Here is an 18,957-nt window from a genome sequence, read left to right as displayed (position 1 = left end):
CGTGCCAATGCAACTGCATTTGGGCCAATTGGCACAAAGCGGCCAGCTGCATCATGCCTTGCTGTTTACCGGGCCAAACGGTGTGGGTAAACATTTAGTTGCGCAGCATTTGGCCAAGCAGCTGCTGTGTTTGCAGCCATTCCCGGATGCAGCTTGCGGTTATTGTAAAAGTTGTTTATTGGTGAATGCAGGTCATCATCCTGATTTAATGCAGTTAGCAAGCGACAGCAGTATCGGCGTCGATGCGGTGCGTGAACTCAGTCAGTTTATGCAAGGTACGCCACAACAAGGTGGGGCGCGGGTGGTGTTATTGCCGCAGGCGCACAAGATGACCGAAGCTGCCGCCAATGCCTTGCTCAAAACGCTGGAAGAGCCGGGCAGCGATAGTTTTCTGCTACTGCAAACTGCTTATGAACAACAACTACTGCCGACTATATTAAGCCGTTGTCAGCGTTGGCTGATTGCGCCGGTGAATGACCAGGCGGCGCAGCTGTGGCTGGCAGAGCAGAGCGACCAACCGGTGCCTCCTTATTTACTGGCTTATTGTGCTGGTGCGCCGCTTCGGGCATTGGAATTACTTGCCTCCGGTCAAAGCGAGCAAATTGATCAGTTGCTGCAACTGTTACCACGTTTTATTGCCGGTGAATACCCGCTGTCCGACATGGTAAAAACGCTGGAAGCACAAACCGAAACCACCACTATCCTGTTTTGGTTTGTCAGGCAGCTATGGCCAACTGTCGACGAAAATCGCAACTGTCAGCAGCTGTTTCAACGGCTGGCACAATGGTGCCGTGACGAACAGCAAATTTTGGGGCAGAATAGAACTTTAGCGCTTACTGCTTTATTATTGGATGTACAGCGTTTACTGCGCTAACGGAGGCATCGTTGGAAGAAATACCTTTGGATTTCCTTGATATCAAAGAATTAAACCGCGCTTTTATGCCTTTCCTGAAACAAGGAGGTTTGTTTGTGCGGACCGCCCGCCAGTATAAAATTGGTCAGTCGCTGGCGTTATCGGTGACGCTGCCTGACGCGCTGGAAACTGTATCTGTGACTGGCAAAGTGGCCTGGATCACGCCACATGGCGCGCAGAATAATAGCCCGGCCGGTATTGGTGTGGCTTTTATCGATGACAAATCGCAGTTACGCGATAAAATCGAAAAGTTAATCAGCGGTTTGCAAAATTCACCTGAAGCCACTTATACCCTGTAATACGACTGCAAATAGTGCGGAATATGTGGTCAGCGCTATCCTGATTTGAGCATCTGCCGTCACAACTATTTCTGCTGATGCGCAGCATATTTATTTAAATAATCGTTTTTAAAACATACTGTTGTAGAACACCGGAGTACTGGTTGTGTTTGTAGATTCCCATTGTCACCTTGATCGGCTGGAACTGGATAAACTGGCGATGGATTTGCCTGCAGTGCTGGCAAATGCCAAAAATGAGCAGATTGAACATCTGCTTTGTGTGTCAGTTAGTCTAGCTGAATATCCTTCGATGGCCGCTTTGGTCGCACCTTATCCACAGGTGTCGGTGTCCTGCGGCGAACATCCGCTGCATCAACAAGACGTACTGGACGCCGATTTATTATTAGCGCTGGCGGCTGATTCAAAAGTAGTGGCGGTTGGCGAAACTGGTCTTGATTACTTCTATAGTCCTGATACTAAACAACTGCAACAACAAGCCTTTATCAGCCATATTGAAGTGGCGAACCAGTTGCAAAAACCACTGATCATCCATACCCGCGATGCCAAAGCCGATACCTTGGCATTAATGCGTCAGTATCAGGCGGACCGTTGTGGTGGCGTTTTGCACTGCTTCACCGAAGATTGGGACACTGCTAAAGCTGCGTTAGATTTAGGTTTTTATATTTCTTTTTCCGGCATTATGACTTTTCGCAACGCCGACGCGCTGCGGGACGTGGTGCGTCAGGTACCGCTTGACCGGTTACTGATAGAAACCGACTCGCCTTATTTATCGCCAGTACCATTTCGTGGCAAAACCAATCAGCCGGCTTATGTCAGTGCGGTAGCGGCGGCTGTGGCGCAGGTGCGTTCAGAAGATTTAACGACGATTGCCAGCCATAGTACTGCGAATTTTTATCGATTGTTTCCACTGGCTAAACGAGCCTGAAACTGACCCATAACCAGTATAATTGGTTGCCTTGCCAGAACCAGGCAGTTCAATTGAAAATGAGTTTCATTGAACGGTGGTTTACTGAAAAGAAAAGTTAAATCAAGCAGATAAAAGTAGCCCAGAACCAATCCGCATTGTTCTGGGCTTAGGGGAATGGCTCAGAAACTGAGCCGTGCGCTACCGGTGAAGCATTGCGACACTACAGCAATGCGACATGAATTCAGTGTAGCCAAGTGCGTAAAAATTGCTCAAATCACCTAACGTCGACAGTTCGTTGAAAAAGTTAAATATTTGTATAATTAGCCCCAGCTTGTACCCAAGTTATCCAATGGTTATCCCCAGCTTATCCAGCGAAAATGCCAGCATGCTTTGATTGCACTGGTGTTGCAGGCTGTTGCGCCAAAAATCTGTTTATAGCCAAAACATTATCAATTGCTAATTTATAGTCATAAACAATCTTAAAATATTTTTATCAGAAAAATATTCCCGGAATTTGGAAGTTATTTGTTACAGCAACGGCTGGCCGGTCGGCTACTGAGAAAATGCTTGATTAGTATTTTGTGTCGACAATAAAATTGACAAATCATCATTTAAAGGCTAAAAATGGCGCATTCCAGTTAAATTGTCGACAATGTGATGCAGAGCCCAACCTGGAAAGATCCTATTACTGCCGCTGACCGGGTGTTGTTGGAAATTCAACGCGCTATCGTTGAAGGTCAAATTGCGCCAGGCAGCAAAATTTCTGAGCCGGAACTGGCAAAACGTTTTGATTTAAGCCGGGCGCCGCTGCGCGAAGCGCTCGCCAGATTAGAGCGTTGTCATCTGATTGAACGTATTCCCAACGCCGGTGCGCGGGTGGTGAAGTTATCGGTTGCTGGATTGGTGTCGTTGTATCAGCTGCGTGAAACGCTGGAAGGGCTGGCCTGTCGCTTGGCCGCTGAACATATGACGGATGCGGAAATTGCCCAGGTGCAGCAATTGCTGGATCAGCATTTGTCGACCCAACGCGTGCGTGAAGGCGAAAGTTATTATCAGGAAGCCGGCGATGTTGATTTTCATTACCGCGTCATTTTAGGCAGCAAAAATCCATATCTGATCAATTTGTTATGCGACGAATTGTATTTCATAGTCCGGATGTACCGGGTGCAGCTCGGTATGAACGGCCCGCGGGTATCACGGGCATTTGACGAACATAAAGCTATTATCAATGCCATTGCCAATCGTGATGGTGAATTGGCCGATTTACTGATGCGCCGGCATATCGGGGCGTCTCGACGTAATATCGAAACTCATTTTAAGCAACCTCATTTTAAGCAATAAGGGAACTCACATGGCAACTCATAGCGCCGGTCTGAAATTACGTCAGGCTATTGCAGCAAACAACCCATTGCAGCTGGTCGGTACCATCAATGCCTATACTGCGATGATGGCGGAGCGGGTCGGGCATCAGGCCTTGTATCTGTCAGGTGCTGGCGTGGCCAATGCCTCTTTTGGTTTGCCGGATTTAGGTATGACCTCTTTAAACGACGTCTGTGAAGACATTCGCCGCATCACCGGCGCGACTTCAGTGCCGCTGTTAGTCGATGCCGATACCGGCTGGGGTGGCGCTTTTAATATTGCCCGCACCGTCAAAGACATGACCCGCGCTGGCGCGGCCGGTTTTCATATTGAAGATCAGGTGATGCAAAAACGTTGCGGTCACCGTCCGAACAAAGAAATTGTTTCGTTGGCGGAAATGGTGGATCGGGTGAAAGCTTCGGTTGATGCCAGAACCGACGAGAATTTTTTCATTATGGCGCGCACCGATGCGCTGCAGCAACAAGGTCTGCAAGCGGCGATTGAACGGGCACAAGCCTGTGTTGAAGCCGGCGCCGATGCTATTTTCGCCGAAGCTGTGTATACGCTGGAACAGTACAAAGCTTTTACCGATGTAATCAAAGTGCCGGTTTTAGCCAATATCACTGAATTTGGTCAGACGCCGCTGTTTAACAAAAAAGAACTGGCAGATGTTGGCGTGCAGATGGTGTTGTACCCACTGAGTGCCTTCCGGGCGATGAATAAAGCGGCGTTGAACGTGTATCAGCATTTGCTGGATGACGGCGACCAAAAAGCGGTGATCGACAGCATGCAGACCCGGATGGAACTTTATGATTTCCTGAATTATCACAGCTATGAACAAAAGCTGGATGCGTTGTTTGCGGAAAATAAAAACAAATAAGCAAACTGCATCAATGAATACCGCTGGCAGGTACTACAGCAACCTCTGTCCCTGCCATTGCGAATAATTTTTCAATTTAAATCTTCGCTGGAGAACACCATGGCAAACGCAAAACAATTAACAGGCGCTGGTTTACGCGGTCAGATCGCCGGTAAAACTGCTTTATCCACAGTCGGAAAAACCGGTTCAGGCCTGACTTACCGCGGTTATGACGTCAAAGACTTAGCGGCTAAATGTGAATTTGAAGAAGTCGCATATTTAATTTTGAAAGGCGAATTACCAACGTCTGCTGAGCTTGTTGCTTACAAAGCCAAACTTAAAGCGATGCGCAGCCTGCCAAGCGCACTAAAAGAAGTGCTGGAACGTATTCCGGCTTCTGCCCATCCGATGGACGTGATGCGGACCGGCTGCTCGATGCTGGGTAACTTAGAAACTGAATTGAGTTTCAACGACCAACAAGATGCCACCGACCGCATGCTGGCGATTTTCCCGGGCTTAATTAACTACTGGTACAATTTCAGCCACCACGGCAAACGGATCAGCGTTGAAACCGACGCCGATTCAGTTGCTGAACAGTTCCTGTGGACCTTACACGGTGAAAAACCAACAGCGCTGCACACCACAGTGATGCAAGCCTCACTGATTTTGTACGCTGAGCACGAATTTAACGCCTCAACCTTTACTGCCCGCGTTTGCGCTTCGACTTTGTCTGATATGCATTCTTGTATCACTGGTGCCATTGGTTCACTGCGCGGTCCACTGCACGGTGGCGCCAATGAAGCGGCGATGGAACTGATTGAACACATGCAAAACCCGGATCATGCCGAAGAAACCTTAATGGGCATGCTGGCGCGTAAAGACAAAATTATGGGTTTTGGTCACGCTATTTATGCTGAATCTGATCCACGTAACGCTGTGATCAAAGCCTGGTCTGAGCAACTGGCGGCCGCCAACGGCGACACTCGCTTGTACGATGTGTCGGTGCGCTGCGAAGCGGTGATGTGGCGCGAGAAAAAACTGTTCTGTAACGCAGACTTTTTCCACGCTTCGGCCTACAACTACATGGGGATCCCAACTAAGTTGTTTACGCCGATTTTTGTCTGCTCCCGTTTAACCGGTTGGGCTGCCCACGTGATGGAACAACGCGCCGATAATCGGATTATCCGGCCAAGCGCTGAATACACCGGCGTTGAACCACGTGAAGTGGCGCCGATTGCCAGTCGCGGCTAAGTCGCGGCCAAGTCACAGACCATCGCTTGAATAAGGGATGCAACCGCATCCCTTTAATGCCTTTGCAGAGTGCATACCCATGACCAATTTAAACACCAATTTCCGTAAGCCGCTTGCCGGCACCTCCTATGACTATTTTGATGCGCGCGAAGCTGTCAATAGCATCAACCCCGGCGCCTGGGAAACCTTGCCTTATACCAGTCGCGTCCACGCCGAAAACCTGGTACGCCGTGCTGATCCGGCGCAGTTAAACGCCTATTTGGGCCAACTGATTGAACGTAAACAAGAATTAGATTTTCCATGGTTTCCGGCCCGTGTGGTTTGCCACGATATTTTAGGCCAAACCGCGCTGGTCGATTTAGCTGGCCTGCGTGATGCTATCGCCTTGATGGGCGGTGATCCGGCCAAAGTGAACCCAGTAGTGCCAACGCAGTTAATTGTTGACCATTCATTGGCGGTGGAACATGGTGGTTTCGAGCCGGATGCTTTTGAGAAAAACCGCGCTATTGAAGACCGTCGTAATGACGACCGGTTTCACTTTATCAATTGGACCAAAAAAGCCTTTAAAAATGTTGATGTGATCCCACCTGGCAACGGCATCATGCACCAGATTAACCTGGAACGGATGTCGCCGGTGATCCATGCCATCGATGGCGTGGCCTTCCCGGATACCTTAGTCGGTACCGATAGCCACACGCCGCATGTCGACGCTTTGGGCGTCATCGCAATTGGTGTCGGCGGTTTAGAAGCAGAGAGTGTCATGCTCGGCCGAGCTTCGTGGATGCGGTTACCGGATATTATTGGCGTGGAGCTGACCGGTAAAGCGCAACCTGGTATTCAGGCGACTGATATCGTGCTGGCGCTGACCGAGTTTTTACGCAAGCAAAAAGTAGTGTCGAGCTACTTAGAATTTTTTGGTGAAGGCGCTAACAGCTTAAGCCTCGGCGACCGTGCCACTATTTCCAATATGACACCGGAATATGGTGCCACTGCGGCGATGTTCTACATCGACCAGCAGACGCTGGACTATTTAACCCTGACCGGCCGGGAAGCGGCGCAGGTGAAGCTGGTTGAAACCTACGCTAAAACCGCCGGTTTGTGGGCTGATAGTTTAATCACAGCACAATATCCACGGGTGCTGAGGTTTGATTTATCCAGCGTGGTGCGTAATATCGCCGGACCTTCGAATCCACATGCCCGGGTCGCCACCACTGAACTCGCCGCCAAAGGTATTAGTGGTGTGGTCGAAAACGAACCAGGCTTAATGCCGGATGGCGCAGTGATTATTGCTGCGATCACCAGCTGTACCAATACCAGTAACCCACGCAATGTGATTGCGGCCGGTTTATTGGCACGTAACGCACATAAACTGGGATTAAACCGCAAGCCATGGGTGAAAAGCTCGTTAGCGCCTGGCTCAAAAGCGGTGGAACTCTATTTAAAAGAAGCCAATTTACTGACCGATTTAGAAGCCTTAGGCTTTGGCATTGTCGGTTTTGCCTGTACCACTTGTAACGGTATGAGCGGCGCTTTAGATCCGGTGATCCAGCAAGAAGTGATTGATCGCGATTTATACGCGACCGCGGTGCTGTCCGGTAATCGCAACTTTGACGGCCGAATTCACCCTTATGCCAAGCAAGCGTTTTTAGCTTCTCCGGCTTTAGTGGTGGCATATGCCATTGCCGGAACTATCCGCTTTGATATCGAAAAAGATGTGCTGGGCGTAACTGCCGATGGTCGTGAAATCCGCTTAAAGGACATTTGGCCAACCGATGCTGAAATTGATGCGGTGGTGGCCAGCAGTGTGAAACCTGAACAATACCGTAAAGTGTATGAGCCAATGTTTGCGGTATCGGTCGATTTTGGCGAGAAAATCAGCCCACTGTATGACTGGCGTGGACAAAGTACCTATATCCGTCGACCGCCTTATTGGGAAGGCGCTTTAGCTGGTGCACGAGCTCTTAAAGGCATGCTGCCATTGGCGGTGCTGGGCGATAACATCACCACCGACCATTTATCCCCATCGAACGCCATTATGCTCGACAGTGCCGCTGGTGAATACCTGCATAAAATGGGCTTGCCGGAAGAAGACTTTAACTCTTATGCCACCCACCGTGGCGATCACTTAACCGCGCAGCGCGCCACTTTTGCCAACCCGAAACTCGTCAATGAAATGGCAGTGGTCGATGGCAAAATCAAGCAAGGCTCGTTAACCCGCGTTGAACCGGAAGGCGTAGTGACGCGGATGTGGGAAGCCATTGAAACCTACATGGAGCGCAAACAGCCGCTAATCATTATTGCCGGTGCCGATTATGGTCAGGGTTCATCGCGTGACTGGGCGGCGAAAGGCGTGCGCTTAGCCGGGGTTGAAGCCATTGTTGCGGAAGGTTTTGAACGTATTCACCGCACTAACTTAGTGGGTATGGGCGTGCTGCCACTGGAATTTAAAGCGGGTGTCAATCGTCAGACTTTGGGCCTTGATGGTACCGAAAGTTATGATGTGCTGGGCGATCGTATTCCAAGAGCAGATTTAACGTTGGTGATTCATCGTCGCAGTGGTGAAACGCTGCAGGTGCCGGTGACTTGCCGGTTAGATACCGCCGAAGAAGTGTCGATTTATGACGCGGGTGGGGTGTTGCAACGTTTTGCCAAAGACTTCCTTGGCCAGAGTAACTGAGTCACTGGCTTGAGTTGACGCTGTTGATCGCTTAGTTGATATAAGTATTGTCAGGCCGCTATGTTCAGCGGCCTTTTTCAAAAAGGGAATCGCATGACTTTTGCCCCACAAATCAAAATTGCTGCCACTTATATGCGCGGTGGCACCAGTAAAGGTGTGTTTTTTAAGCTGTCCGATTTGCCGCCAGCTGCACAAGTACCCGGAAATGCGCGTGATCAGCTATTACTGCGGGTGATAGGCAGCCCGGATCCATACGGCAAACATACTGATGGTATGGGCGGCGCGACGTCCAGCACCAGTAAAACGGTGATTTTAAGTAAAAGTGGCAAGCCAGACCATGATGTCGATTATCTGTTTGGGCAGGTCGCCATCGATAAAGCTTTTATCGACTGGAGTGGCAACTGCGGCAATTTAACTGCAGCTGTTGGCTCATTTGCCATTAGCAATGGTTTAGTCGATGCCAGTCGCATTCCGCACAATGGCATCTGCACGGTACGGATTTGGCAGGCCAATATTCAAAAAACCATTATCGCCCATGTGCCGGTGACCAACGGTGAAGTTCAGGAAACCGGTGATTTTGAATTAGATGGTGTAACTTTTCCGGCTGCCGAAGTGGTGATTGAGTTTTTAGACCCAGCCGCTGATGAAGAAGGTGCGGGTGGTTCGATGTTCCCTACCGGTAATTTAGTTGACCAGTTGGAAGTGCCGGGGATCGGCACTTTTGCCGCAACGATGATCAACGCCGGTATCCCAACCATTTTTGTTAATGCGGCAGATATCGGTTATAGCGGCATCGAGCTACAAGATGTCATCAACAGTGATGTCAACGCACTGGCAAGATTTGAAACCATTCGTGCTTATGGCGCGTTAAAAATGGGTTTGATCACTGACCTTGAGCAAGCCAAAAGCCGGCAACATACGCCGAAAATTGCGTTTGTGGCGCCACCGGCTGCTTACGTGTCATCCAGTGGTAAAGCGATTTTAGCTGCAGATACTGATTTATCGGTGCGTGCTTTATCGATGGGGAAACTTCATCATGCGATGATGGGAACCGCAGCTGTTGCAATTGGCACTGCCGCGGCTATTCCGGGTACTTTGGTGAATCTGGCAGCTGGCGGCGGTGAGCGCACAGCGGTGCGGTTTGGTCATCCGTCCGGTACTTTGCGGGTCGGTGCAGAGGCTGCAATGGTTGATGGTCAGTGGCAGGTAAAAAAAGCCATTATGAGCCGAAGTAGCAGGGTGCTGATGGAAGGTTGGGTGCGAGTGCCAGTCAACTGAAGCCGTCGATGCGCTTTTTAGCGCAGTCGATTGCAAATTAAGATTTTTCTGTTTAGATTGATACAATGAGTTTTCAACACAGCGGGATGCATAAGATGAAAAAGTTGTTTATTGCCGGCTTGCTGGCTGCCAGCATGGGATCAAGTGTTCAGGCAGCTGATCAAGACTATAAACTGGTGACGGTAGCCGGGTATCTGAACTTTTATTTGCTCAATCTGAACGCCTGCCAGGATTTTCATCCTTCGGTGCGTCACGCAGCTTATGATGCAGAAAAATCTTTGTATCCTTGGCTGGATAAGCTGGAGGCCAAAACTAAAAACAGTATTGATGCCAGCGTGATCAGCGACGTGGTGAAAAAGCGTCGTAACGCGTTAAATGCGCAAATCAATGAAGGTGATTTTACTGTGGATCACTGCCAGGCTGTCGTCAAACTGTTAACGGCTGACGGACTGGATAAAACCTTACTGAAAAACCTCGATTAAGCTAAAAAAGGACTTGCCCACTCGCGAAGTGGGCTTATCACTGATGTTGTCTATTCGCCTGATGCAAAGCGCCGATTTACCGGCGGTGATTAAATTGCAAGACCGTTGTTATGCTACCGAGCTATTTGAACCCGCGGATGTGGTGGTCAGTCGTTTTAAAAACTGTGCCGAAACCTGCTGGGTTGCCCTGTATCAGGACAAACTCTGGGGTTACCTTTTTACCTATCCAAGCCTTGCCGGCAAAATTGGCGCATTAGCCGAAGAATTTAGGCCAGTTGCTGCTGCCGATTGTCTGTACCTGCATGATATGGCGGTTAGCAGTGATGCGCGTGGGCAGGGCGTCGCGCGGGCATTACTGGAGCAAGCGCAGCACTATGCATCGACACAGCAGTTCCGAACTCTGGCACTGGTTGCGGTACAAAATTCCAGTTCCTATTGGCAACAACAAGGCTTTGAACCGCTAACCGAAACAACGCCGGAGCAGCAGTTACTTCTGGCCAGTTATATCGGTCAGCAAGCGCAATATCTGCAAAAAATCCTCTAATTGCACTTTTTGAACACATCTGATTGTCATGACGCCGTCATGTTTCGCCGCTAAGCTTCAGTTTTGGTTAGTTTGGGTAAGTGACGAAAAACATGGCGGTTTTGATGCGTTGGTTGTTGTTTGTTTTCAGTTTTAATGTCGCAGCCACCTGTCCAGAGTGGCCATTGGTCATAGCCCATCGTGGTGCCAGTGGTTATCTGCCTGAGCATAGTCTGGCGGCGTACCAGCGCGCGCTGGATCAAGGCGCCGATATCATCGAAGCCGATTTAGTGCCAACCAAAGATGGCGTGTTGATTAGCCGCCATGAAAACGAACTCAGCACTAGTACCGATATTGCCAGCCGCGCTGAATTTACGGATCGAAAAACCCGCAAAATGGTTGATGGTATTACCCTGGAAGGCTGGTTTAGTGAAGATTTTACCCTGGCTGAACTGCGGCGGATTAAATTACGCGAATCGATGCCAAAGCTGCGTCCGCAAAGTGCGGCTTTTAATGGTCAGTTTGATGTGGTCACGTTGCCGGAAATCCTGCAGCTGTTGCAGCGTCATCGGATTGCGACTGGCCGGCAAGTGGGCTTATATCTGGAAACTAAACATCCAACCTATTTTGCCCATGCCGGCACCCGGCTGGACGGATCACCGATCAATAATGATCTCAGCACCTTGTTAGTTGCGCAGTTGCAGCAGTATAAAAGCATCCTGCCAGCGGAGATTTATATTCAGTCGTTTGAAATGTTGAATTTGTGGCAGTTAAAACATCAGTTGCTCCCCAACAGTGAGCTCGCCGGACACAGCACCAAAATACATTTGATCCAATTGTTAGGCGATACCGAACAGGCCTATATGCTGCCACAAGGCAATTTTTCTGAGCCTTATGATGTGGTGTACTGGCGTGAGAAAATGTCAGAAGGGCAGCACGCCGCCTATGCCGCACTTGGAAAATTGCTACCGAAGCTAAATCAGTCCGGTTTTCATTATGGCGATTTGTTAACGCCGCAAGGCTGGCAGGCACTGGCCAGTTACGCCGATGGTATTGGCCCATGGCGCAGCAATTTATACCGCCGTATCGATGAGCCTAGGCCGGTACTGCGTAGTGTCCTTTCCAACGCCCGCCAGGCAGGTCTGTTAGTTCATCCCTATACCTTTCGGGCCGAGGACAATTATCTGACCCATAGTGCCGATGGGACACCAGTGCCGTTAACGCAAGAGCTTCAATGGTTATTCAGCCAGGGGATCGCAGGAGTTTTTACCGATTTTCCCGATGTCGCGGTACAGATGAGGGCGAAAACATGTGCAGAAGCGGCTCGGTAGTTAATACGGAAAATGTTAACAAATGATGATTAAGTTGATGAATATATTAAACAGCTAGCATTGTCATAACTTGTTACGGTTTTTCAGAATCACTCGTTTCATTATTCGCGTACACTCGGCAGAATAAGATATAACTCCTATATGTCATTGCCAGTGGATCTTCTGATGAAACACCAAACTAAAATTATAACTCTGATGGTTTTTGCACTGCTGCAAGGTTGTGGCAAACCAGTGCCATCAACCGAAGCCAAAGACGATAAGCCGTTGATCTTGTCACTGGTCACCGCAGATCTGATGTTGATTGAACAAGGAGAGTTATCGCGGGGACCGATGATTTCTGGTTCATTACAACCGGTGATTAAAGCCGAATTGAACGCTGAAGTTTCCGGTATTGTCACGCAAGTGCTGAAAGACAACGGCGATCTGGTGAAAAGCGGCGAGTTGTTAGTGCAACTTGATCAAACCACTTACCGTGACAAATTAATGTCGGCACAAGAAGCCGAACGTTCCGCAGCTGTTACTTCCGATCAGGCAGCTAAGCAGCTGCGCCGGATGCAATCGCTGAATAAACAAGGTCTGGTCACGGCCGAATTATTAGAATCGGCTGAAATTAAAGCCAATCAGTCACAGTCGGAGCTGGCATCAGCCAAAGCCCGCCTGGTTGAAGCGCGTCAACAGCTTGACAGAACAGCCGTACGTGCCCCCTTTGACGGCGTCGTGTCAATGCGTAAAACCTCGGCCGGTGATACCGCGCAAATTGGTAAAGCATTGATGGTGGTGATTGATCCTGCCAGCATGCGGTTTGAAGGTTATATTGCCGCGGATCAGGTTGGGCAGGTCAAAGTTGGCCAGTCGGTCAATTTCAAAATTAATGGTTATCAGGACCAGCGTTTTGACGGTGTGGTCGAGCGGATTAATCCGGCAGCCAATGAAAATACCCGTCAGGTGCAGTTATTTGTCGCTATTGATAACAAAAAAGATTTGGTCGCCGGTTTATATGCCGAAGGTTTTATTGCGGTGGCTAATCAGCAAAGTCTGATGGTGCCGCCATCAGTACTGGTACAGGAAGGTGATAATAGTTTTGTCTGGCAACTGGCCGACAAAAAACTTAAAAAAGTCAAAGTGACTATCGGTGGCCGCGACCCACGCTGGGGCACGGTGGAACTGTTGTCTGGCGTGAATAGTGGCGACCAGATCCTGCGCCATCCACAAGGAGCCTTAGTTGATGGCGCCGCAGTAACCTTGGATCAGGTGCTGTCTGATAAACCTGCCGAAAAATTACCGGTCAAAGAAACAGCTGCTGTTGCTGTGGTGGGGAACTAACCGATGATCCTATCCGATTTCAGTATAAAACGACCCTTGGTCGTGGTGGTTGTCACCATTGCGCTAATGTTATTTGGCTATTTTGCCCTGACCAAATTAAAAACCAACCAGTTCCCGGATGTGCAACCGCCGGTGTTGGTGGTGAATGTGCCTTATCCTGGCGCGTCGCCGGAAACGGTAGAGCGGGAGATTCTCAACCGCGTTGAAGATTCGATGTCAACCATTCAAGGCATTCGGGATATCCGTTCTTACGCCCGCGATTCCAGCGCCACTATTGTGGTGGTATTTGAATTTGATAAAGATTTAACCGCTGCCGCCCAGGAATTACGTGACAGCATCTCGACGGTCCGTGACAAACTGCCGGCCGAAATGAAAGAGCCTTTTATCAACCGGGCTGATCCGAATGCCCAACCGGTGATGTCGCTGGCGTTATCATCTGATGATCTGAGCCCGTTAGAATTGTCGCGGTTAGCCGAGATTGATATTGGCCGGCAATTGCGAGGCATTCCGGGCGTAGCCCTGGTGACGCTGGAAGGTGAGTTGGAACGGGAAATGACTATTTTCCTGAACAGCAACGCTATGCGCGAAGCCAAAGTGTCGGCGACCGACGTCACCAATGCGCTGCGTACGCAAAACCTTGCAGCACCAGTGGGCCGGGTGATGAGTGGCTTGCAGGAGCAAAGCATTCGCTTGCAAGGCCGGTTAAAAGATGTCAGCGAATTTGAACAAATGGTGGTGAAGCAAAATGGCGATCAGGCCATTCGTCTCGGTCAGATTTCCGACATCGTCGATGGCGGAGCCGAGCAGCGCCGCTTGTCATTTTTTAACGGTAAAAAGGCACTCGGCATTGATATCACCAAAGCGCGTGAAGCGTCGACCATCAGTGTAACGGATGACATTAAGGCCAAACTGGATGAGTTGACACCGCTGCTACCAAAAGGCGTCGAGCTGGTGGTGGTGCGGGATCAGGGCGAAGACGTTGCGGCCAGTATGCGAAACGTTACTGAAGCGCTGGGTTTAGGTGCGTTGCTGACCATTGTGGTGGTGTTTATTTTCTTAAACTCCTGGCGCTCGACGCTGATCACCTCATTGGCGTTACCTACCTCAGTACTGGCGTCTTTTATTGCGGTCTGGGCCTGTGGTTTTACGTTGAATTTTATGTCGTTATTGGGCTTATCGCTGGCGATTGGTGTATTGATTGACGATGCCATAGTTGTACGCGAAAATATCGTGCGGCATATGGAAATGGGCAAAGACAATATGACGGCCGCCCGTGAAGGCACCAAAGAAATAGGGATGGCGGTGACTGCAACCACCATGTCGATTATGGCGGTATTTATTCCAATCGCGTTTTTAGATGGCATGACCGGTCAATGGTTTAAGCCTTTTGGTTTGACCGTCGCTTGTTCGGTGCTGGTGTCGCTGTTTATTTCCTTTACCATCGACCCGATGATGTCTGCTTATTGGCATGACCCGGATCACGACAAAACCAAACAACGCCGTGGTTTAGGCCGGTTGTTTCAACGTTTTAATATCTGGTTTGATCATCAGGCGGAACGTTATTCAAGATTAATTGGCTGGGCGCTGAAGCACCGTAAATCAATGTGGTTCCTGGCCTTTGGCAGCTTTTTTGGCGCTATTTATTTGCAAGCAACGGTCGGTGGCTCTGGTTTTATGCCGGAAACCGATAATGGCGGCTTTATCGTTACTATCCGAGCACCGTCAGAATCAAGTTTGGAGTACACCAAGTTAAAAGCCGCACAGGTTGCTGAAATTACGCAAAAAATCCCTGAGCATCGTTATACCCAAACTACAGTCGGCACATCTGGCAACATTACCAGAGCGCAAATTTTTGTGCGGTTGGTGCCGGAAAAAGAACGAAGCCGCTCGGCGGAAGAAGTGGCGACTGATGTGCGGGCGCAAATTAAAAGTCTGATTGGCGCCGAGTTTACTGTCACCGCTGATTTAAGCGGCGGCGGTGGTGGCGATGGCAAAAAACTGCAGATCCAGTTCCGTGGTCCGGAAACCCGCGTGCTGGAAGGCATCGTGATGGATTATCTGGCCAAATTAAAACAAGTGCCGGGCGCAGTTGATGTTGGTTTGTCAGCGCAGGATCCAAAACCTGAGCTGCAGGTTGAATTTGACCGCGGTTTAGCCTCCAGCCTGGGTTTGTCGATGAGCGATGCCGCCAGTGCGTTACGGTTGGCGTTTGCCGGTGCGGAAATTGGCGACTGGGTTGACCCGACCGGTGAAACCAGAAACGTGTTCGTGCGGATCCGGCCGGAAGAACGTGCCACAGTGCAGGATTTAGAACAGTTGCCGCTGTTATCCAGTAAAACCGGCGCTATGATCCCATTAGAACAAGTCGCGACTGTGACTTTAGGCAAAGGCCCGGCGCTGATTGAACATTTGGACCGTGAAACGATGATGGCGGTTAGCGCCAATGTGGAAGGCCGTAGCTTTGGCGAAGTGTTTAAAGATGCGATGACGCTGGCCAAACAAATTAACTTCCCACCAGGATACGATTTAGTCGTCGGTGGTGAAGGGCGCGACCAAAACGAAGTATTTGGCAGTATCTTTGGTGCTTTAGGTTTAGCGGTCGTGCTGATGTACTTAATTTTAGTACTGCAGTTCCACAGCTTCCTGGCGCCGGTGTCGATTATGATGTCATTGCCGTTGTCGTTGATTGGCGTGGTGCTGGCGTTGTTGATTTTTGATTCGACCCTGAACCTGATGAGCTTAATTGGTGTGGTGATGTTGATGGGGATCGTGGTGAAAAATGCCATTCTGCTGATTGACTGCGCCCGCAAGAAAGAAGCAGAAGAAGGCATGAATCTGGAGGAATCGCTGATTGCGGCAGGCCGCGAGCGGTTACGTCCAATCCTGATGACCACTTTTGCACTGGTGGCAGGTATGTTGCCCGTTGCTGTGGGTATTGGCGAGGGGTCAGGTTTTTACCGGCCGCTGGGTATTGCGGTGATCGGCGGTACTATTACTTCGACAGTGTTAACCTTGTTAGTGGTACCAACTTTCTATGACAGTCTGGAATCGATGAAACGCAAAATCAAAGCCCGCTGGCGCCGCCGGTTTGGCGCGACAGTTCAGGCTACACCGGTGACGACACTGTAGGGCGTGACTCAGCCGCAGGCTAATCCGCCATGATGCTGTGACGATAATGCTATGATCAGAAAGTTGTGTTCATAAAACAATGCCAGAGCTCGCTCTGGCATTGTTGTTTTTAACATTTTTTCATCCAGCAATAATGACAAAAATGTTGCAATATAAATAAGTAACTGCTGATGGTTTATTAAAAATGTAATAGTTTATCCACAAAAAAGTCATCTGTTTCCCCCACTATAAGGCGCCGTCGGAACTGCTCCGACCATGATAAAAATCATCAAGCCTTAATTTTGGGAGATCTCCTCGTGTTAATGACTCGCTTAAGTCCAATCACGCTCGCTGTGGTACTTGCTATGCAACCTCAGTTGGTACTTGCCGAAGAAAATGTCGCTGCTGCTGAAGCTGCTGTAGAGGTGATTTCGGTCACTGGCAAAAAAGTGGCTTATGCCAACAACGTCGCTGATGAATCGGCCAAGCTGCAACAAGCTTCGATCGGTAACGTCATGGATTTGATTGATAAATTGCCTGGTGTCAACGTGGGTCAGGGCGATGCGTTCGGCAGTGATGATTACACCACCACGGTCAGTATGCGTGGTTTTGTGATTGACCGGGCCGATCAACAGTTAGGTATTACTATCGACGGCATTCCAAACGGTGGTTCAGCTTATGCTGGTGGTAGTAAAGCCAACCGTTATCTGGACAGCGAAAATACCCGTTTGGTCGAAGTGGGTCAGGGCTCGGGTGACATCAGCTCAGCATCTTTAGATGCACTGGGCGGTACCATCAACTTTGTGTCAGCCACGCCGGAAGATGAACAGAAAGCACGACTGGATTACAGCAATGGCAGTTTTAACGCCCGTCGTTATTTTGCCCGTTTTGATACTGGCCAATTATTTGGCAACACCAATGCTTATGTCAGCTTGTCGGATAGTTACAACAGCCGCTGGATTGGTACCGGCAGCAATGGTTACTCAGACCGTCTGCACTTTGAAGCCAAAAGTGTAACCCAGCTGGAAAACAGCCGTTTTACTGGCCGCATTTCTTATGACGACGCGCATGAAGATAACTACGACTACCGCAGCCTGACGCAATTTAAACAAAACCCAAAATTTGATGGTTTAACCAATATCTGGACCGGTAATCCGGATATCGATCAAAACTTTGCTGAAGCCTGGTCGACGCTGCGGGAAAATACCCTGGCCTATCTGAAAGGCGAATTTACGCTCACTGACGATCTGCAGCTCGATGTGACGCCTTATGTCCATCTGCAGGAAGGTCGGGGTGACTGGTTACCGCCATATCAGGTGTACGCGACCGACGGCAAAGGCAACCGTATTACCCTGGGTAATGGTGTGAAACGCGAAACTTACAATTATGTTGATGCACAGGGCCGGCCAATTCTGGATCCCAAAGCTGATACCAGCAAAGCAACACGGGTGTCGTCTTACCGCCATACCCATTATGACAAAGACCGTTTCGGTTTTACCTCAAACCTGCAATGGACTTTGGACAGTCATCAAGTTCGTGCTGGTTTGTGGTATGAACAACAACAACGTAATCAAAGCCGCGACTGGCATCAGGTGCTGGATCCTAAGGTTTATCACTACTTCAATGATGCACCGTATTGGGTTCAATTTAACGACGACTATGAAAACGATGTGCTGAAAATGTACCTGCAGGATAAAATCCAGCTCGGTGATTTGCAGTTGACGGTAGGCGTGCAGCAATATTTGGTGGATGTCAGCCGTGAAGACCAGTTTAACGCCGCTAATAACGGCAAGCTGGATAGTGATTCAGATCTGTTACCAAGCCTGGGTCTGGTGTATGCGCTGACCAACGATATCGAACTGTTCAGTGGTTATTCTGAAAACTTCAAAGCCATTCCGGATACATTACTGAATACCGTTGGTCAGGACTTCAATACCCTGGAGCCAGAAACTGCGGAGAACCTGGATTTAGGACTTCGTTATCAGGGCGAATCGCTGAACGCATCGGCCACCTTGTACAGCATCAAATTTAATAACCGTATTACGTTACTGGCCTATCAGGAATTAGACGGAGCGCCGGATTATCTGACTGAACTGGATGGTACCTTTGTCAACGTTGGTGGGGTGAAATCTAAAGGTCTGGAAGCCAATGCCGACTGGCGTTTCAGCGAAACGTTTAGCCTGACATCGGCTTTAACGCTGAACGATTCAACCTACACCGAAAACGTCAACGGCTATCGCGCTGGTGACAATGTGGCGGCAATTCCGGAAAAAATGCTCAGCATGGATCTGAAATATGATCAAGGAAATTACCGTGCAGGTCTGGGTGCGAAATATACTGCTACTTATTTTGGTGCGGCGAAGCGGGCAGTGATTAACAATGTGGCGCAGTGGAACCGCGACGAAATTCCAGCCTACACTTTGCTGAATTTATACGCTGGATACCGCGTGGATTTAGCTCAGGGTTCAGCTATTCAGACTTTGGATTTGTCTTTCCTGCTGAATAACCTGACCGATAAATCTTATATCGCCGGTGGCCAGGAAGGCGCTTATTTATTAGGTGCTGAACGGACTGCCAGCTTTACGGTAAGTTTGGGTTTCTAACTCTACAATTGTGCGAAGTACTAAAAAGGGCTGGCGATAACTTC

General features: G+C 49.4%; 14 protein-coding genes. All 14 read left to right on the top strand.

What is annotated here, in order from left to right; genetic code table 11:
• Window positions 1-7: 7 nt before the first annotated feature.
• The 14 genes from holB (at window position 8) to A5320_RS08010 (ending at window position 18,913) form a co-directional block, all read left to right on the top strand.
• Window positions 8-874 carry a DNA polymerase III subunit delta' gene (gene holB, locus A5320_RS08075; protein ID WP_068063351.1) on the top strand — a complete coding sequence of 289 codons (867 nt, stop codon included), beginning with the start codon at window positions 8-10 and terminating at the stop codon, window positions 872-874.
• An 11-nt stretch (window positions 875-885) separates the two neighbouring features.
• Window positions 886-1,212, top strand: a complete 327-nt coding sequence (locus A5320_RS08070) for a PilZ domain-containing protein (RefSeq protein ID WP_068063350.1) — start codon at window positions 886-888, stop codon at window positions 1,210-1,212.
• A 145-nt stretch (window positions 1,213-1,357) separates the two neighbouring features.
• Window positions 1,358-2,137 (top strand): TatD family hydrolase, encoded by a 780-nt coding sequence (locus tag A5320_RS08065; protein WP_068063348.1) that lies wholly within the window; start codon window positions 1,358-1,360, stop codon window positions 2,135-2,137.
• Between the two features lie 639 nt (window positions 2,138-2,776).
• Complete coding sequence (locus A5320_RS08060; RefSeq protein ID WP_068063346.1) at window positions 2,777-3,460, top strand: GntR family transcriptional regulator; 684 nt, start codon at window positions 2,777-2,779, stop codon at window positions 3,458-3,460.
• 10 nt (window positions 3,461-3,470) lie between these two features.
• A complete protein-coding gene (gene prpB / locus A5320_RS08055; RefSeq protein ID WP_068063344.1) occupies window positions 3,471-4,358 on the top strand; it encodes a methylisocitrate lyase in 888 nt (295 codons plus the stop codon).
• 99 nt (window positions 4,359-4,457) lie between these two features.
• Entirely contained in the window at window positions 4,458-5,588 is a 1,131-nt protein-coding gene (gene prpC / locus A5320_RS08050; RefSeq protein WP_068063343.1) for a bifunctional 2-methylcitrate synthase/citrate synthase, read from the top strand.
• Window positions 5,589-5,667: 79 nt separating this feature from the next.
• On the top strand, window positions 5,668-8,265 hold the full coding sequence (acnD, locus tag A5320_RS08045) for a Fe/S-dependent 2-methylisocitrate dehydratase AcnD (RefSeq protein WP_068063342.1): 2,598 nt from the start codon (window positions 5,668-5,670) through the stop codon (window positions 8,263-8,265).
• Window positions 8,266-8,358: 93 nt separating this feature from the next.
• Complete coding sequence (gene prpF, locus A5320_RS08040; protein ID WP_068063341.1) at window positions 8,359-9,543, top strand: 2-methylaconitate cis-trans isomerase PrpF; 1,185 nt, start codon at window positions 8,359-8,361, stop codon at window positions 9,541-9,543.
• Window positions 9,544-9,638: 95 nt separating this feature from the next.
• Entirely contained in the window at window positions 9,639-10,025 is a 387-nt protein-coding gene (locus A5320_RS08035) for a hypothetical protein (RefSeq protein WP_068063339.1), read from the top strand.
• 43 nt (window positions 10,026-10,068) lie between these two features.
• Window positions 10,069-10,569 carry a GNAT family N-acetyltransferase gene (locus A5320_RS08030; RefSeq protein WP_082971635.1) on the top strand — a complete coding sequence of 167 codons (501 nt, stop codon included), beginning with the start codon at window positions 10,069-10,071 and terminating at the stop codon, window positions 10,567-10,569.
• A 104-nt stretch (window positions 10,570-10,673) separates the two neighbouring features.
• Window positions 10,674-11,879, top strand: coding sequence for a glycerophosphodiester phosphodiesterase family protein (locus A5320_RS08025; RefSeq protein WP_068063337.1), 1,206 nt, complete (start codon window positions 10,674-10,676; stop codon window positions 11,877-11,879).
• Between the two features lie 165 nt (window positions 11,880-12,044).
• Complete coding sequence (locus A5320_RS08020; protein ID WP_068063335.1) at window positions 12,045-13,202, top strand: efflux RND transporter periplasmic adaptor subunit; 1,158 nt, start codon at window positions 12,045-12,047, stop codon at window positions 13,200-13,202.
• Window positions 13,203-13,205: 3 nt separating this feature from the next.
• The gene (locus A5320_RS08015; protein WP_068063332.1) at window positions 13,206-16,331 is read left to right on the top strand and encodes an efflux RND transporter permease subunit; all 3,126 of its coding nucleotides are present in this window, start codon (window positions 13,206-13,208) and stop codon (window positions 16,329-16,331) included.
• Between the two features lie 344 nt (window positions 16,332-16,675).
• Window positions 16,676-18,913 (top strand): TonB-dependent receptor domain-containing protein, encoded by a 2,238-nt coding sequence (locus tag A5320_RS08010; protein WP_231916680.1) that lies wholly within the window; start codon window positions 16,676-16,678, stop codon window positions 18,911-18,913.
• The last annotated feature ends 44 nt before the right edge of the window (window positions 18,914-18,957 follow it).

Source organism: Rheinheimera sp. SA_1 (assembly GCF_001669775.1).
In the GTDB taxonomy this organism is placed as follows: Bacteria; Pseudomonadota; Gammaproteobacteria; order Enterobacterales; family Alteromonadaceae; genus Pararheinheimera.
Note: the sequence above shows the minus strand (reverse complement) of the source record. Positions and strands in the feature narration are given on the sequence as shown.